The sequence below is a fragment of the Bacillus pseudomycoides DSM 12442 genome, from assembly GCF_000161455.1.
Classification (GTDB): Bacteria; Bacillota; Bacilli; order Bacillales; family Bacillaceae_G; genus Bacillus_A; species Bacillus_A pseudomycoides.
In genome coordinates this window covers 5,330,161-5,332,705 of record NZ_CM000745.1, presented here as the reverse complement: position 1 = coordinate 5,332,705, position 2,545 = coordinate 5,330,161, and the positions used below count along the sequence as shown (strand labels likewise).

Sequence of the window (2,545 nt, the reverse complement as noted above, 5' to 3'; positions counted from 1 at the left end):
GTTTCACAGCCTCGTGTGATAACCATCGATAAGAATCCCGCCTATCCTGTAGCAATTGAAGAGTTGAAGAATGAAAAAAAGATGCCTGTAGGCATCCAAATAAGGCGAGTGAAATATCTTAATAACATCGTGGAACAAGATCATCGATTTGTTAAAAAGCGAGTGCGTTCGATGTTAGGATTCAAATCATTCCGTACAGCCACTTACATACTGAGTGGCATAGAAGCGATGCATATGATGAAAAAGAAGCAACTTCATCAAGGGGGAAAGTCTGCCCAAAATCAAAAAGATTTCATTGATAAATTGTTTGGTATCGCATCATAATCTGTAATTTAGTAGGAAATTCAGGTCCTACTTTTTTTATAATTTATTTTTGCACCAGAACCCATTTCCTTCCTTGAAAATTCTAGTTGTTCATTTTATATAAATCATCTTAAATCAACATCAATATCATAATAAATTAGTAAAAATATAGGTATATCCTAATAGAGAAGAATGAGATATTATTACTTAATATACTATATTTATATTCATGTTTAATAAATTATAATAATATGAATTTCATGTTATTGAGAACTATAATTCTTGGATATACGTAAAGAACTGGCGTACAAAAAAAGCCCCCTTACTGTTGCTTTGAAATAAAATTTGATAAAATGTATCTCGGTTTCGTATTTATTTCTCTGAATGAACCCTCGTTTTCTGAGTCGTTTCTGTACCCCTTTTAATCTCTTTACGGTGCCTTATAATTTTCCAAATTAAATCAATTATAGAAAAAATCACCCAAATAATTGTTATCCACCAAATATCGCTTAACGGAATATCCCGAGAATTGAAGAAAACTAAAGTTTTATGACTGGAATCTACATTTAAGACTTCACTAAACAAACCACCAAGTCCAAAAGCAACACCCACACATGTTGTGAAAAATGATATATATATATATACTGTTACGCACCTTGGAATCCCGACTTTCCCTTCGTATGACAAAAAGATTTTAATATAATCGAGAAAAAAAGGGAATAGAAATAATGTTAAGGATTGAAAAAACGTTCGATCATTAATTTCATTTGATGTAAAGAATAGTGTTTCTGAAAGAATGAACAACCAAGTAAATACAGCGTATATAAACCTTATTAAATAATAAGTCATATTCCTCCTCCTAAAATATCCTACCCACTGTATAAAAATTCTAAATATAATTGTCTTTCTTGTTTATTTACATATACTTTATTCAATAATTTCTTCTGTATCCCTGCACTAAGTGTCATCCATATATTCGATTCAGAAAGCTTGTTTGTTGCAACCGATGACAAAAATCTTCAATATCATAAATATATCTTTTAATCATATTACTTGTTTCTATCATTGCAATTATTAATTGGGATCCTTCACCTGAAATGAATCGTATTCTAATTATGTGTGCATTAGTTTTAATCTTCATTGTCGGAGCAATCAGTTCAACATATCATCAATTAAAAAGCTAAGCATCTTCATACATAAAACAGAAAAGAGTCCTAAATTAATAGGACTCTTTTTTATTATTCCTGAAAGTAAACTTTTTAATATTAGTTTAGATTCATTTCCCCTCAAACATTGACTTTACCTCAATTCCCTTGATACCCTCAAAATCTGAAAGGAAAGTATACATTCAAAACACTATAAATAAAGAGGATAAGATAGCTGTAAACAAAAAAGAAAAGCTAAATCTAGATTAGCTTTTTTACATAATTTCCGTCAATGGAAGATAAAATCATTAAATTCGTTTATAATAATTTATAAGATAAGGAGGTGATTCGTATGATAACAAATCAAGTTAAAACAGAAATTTTATTAAACAGAATATCCATGATAATACTAGCTTCTCTTTGTATATCTATTATAGCTTTACTTATGAATTATTTTGAAACAGGACATGTTGAAAATATCCAAATCTTTATTGTCAGCATTCTTGCCATTCTCACATCAGTTTTTTCAATTACTAATTATAAATTTATAAAAAAAGGATGAATACATTTTTTCATCTTCAGTTAACATAACCCCACTTATTGGTATTCAATGTATCTAGAAACCTAGAAAAGTCCCTTCAGAAGAAGATCTGAAGAGACTTTTCATTCACTTAATCAAGATTATCGGAAATATATTTCGCATTTTTGAGAAGCTACTTCTTTGTTATATTCATCGAGAATTTCTTTTAACATTGCTGCATCCGAAGGTAAGTTTTTATTGAAGTTAGACCATCCTTGAAACACCAATTCACTTGGCATTTCAATTAGACCCGTAATAGCATCCCAAAACGCAGCCCAGTTTTCCCCGTAAAAATCAGGAAACACAAGTTTTTCTTTAAATAGCAAGTGTAAATCTCTATTGTTTGTTACTCCGGTTAAATCAATGATCGTTGTTACTTTGTAGTCATTTTTCATTAATTAAAATACACCTCTATTGAATTTTAGATTTATATCGTATCATTCTTAACCTCAATTCAATAATAGTTCACATAATTTTTGTTATCGGAAGCAAACCAGAAAAAACGGAATCTATATAG

At 29.6% G+C, this 2,545-nt stretch carries 4 protein-coding genes; 2 read left to right on the top strand and 2 right to left on the bottom strand.

The window, feature by feature from the left end:
* On the top strand, window positions 1-324 hold a 324-nt coding region (locus BPMYX0001_RS27030; RefSeq protein WP_033799456.1), incomplete at its 5' end, for a DDE-type integrase/transposase/recombinase.
* A 351-nt stretch (window positions 325-675) separates the two neighbouring features.
* Here the strand turns inward: BPMYX0001_RS27030 and BPMYX0001_RS27025 are convergent.
* Window positions 676-1,152, bottom strand: a complete 477-nt coding sequence (locus tag BPMYX0001_RS27025; RefSeq protein WP_006097363.1) for a hypothetical protein — start codon at window positions 1,150-1,152, stop codon at window positions 676-678.
* Window positions 1,153-1,800: 648 nt separating this feature from the next.
* Here BPMYX0001_RS27025 and BPMYX0001_RS27020 point away from each other — a divergent pair.
* Window positions 1,801-2,010: a hypothetical protein gene (locus BPMYX0001_RS27020; protein WP_033799455.1), complete on the top strand. Its 210-nt coding sequence runs from the start codon at window positions 1,801-1,803 to the stop codon at window positions 2,008-2,010.
* Window positions 2,011-2,129: 119 nt separating this feature from the next.
* On the opposite strand, the gene BPMYX0001_RS27015 is transcribed toward BPMYX0001_RS27020, so the two are convergent.
* A complete protein-coding gene (locus BPMYX0001_RS27015) occupies window positions 2,130-2,423 on the bottom strand; it encodes a barstar family protein (RefSeq protein WP_006097360.1) in 294 nt (97 codons plus the stop codon).
* Between the last annotated feature and the right edge of the window lie 122 nt (window positions 2,424-2,545).

Coding starts and splice junctions, on each gene's coding strand:
- BPMYX0001_RS27015 (WP_006097360.1), bottom strand. CDS start 2,423: ATGAAAAATGACTACAAAGTAACAACGATCATTGATTTAACCGGAGTA.
- BPMYX0001_RS27020 (WP_033799455.1), top strand. CDS start 1,801: ATGATAACAAATCAAGTTAAAACAGAAATTTTATTAAACAGAATATCC.
- BPMYX0001_RS27025 (WP_006097363.1), bottom strand. CDS start 1,152: ATGACTTATTATTTAATAAGGTTTATATACGCTGTATTTACTTGGTTG.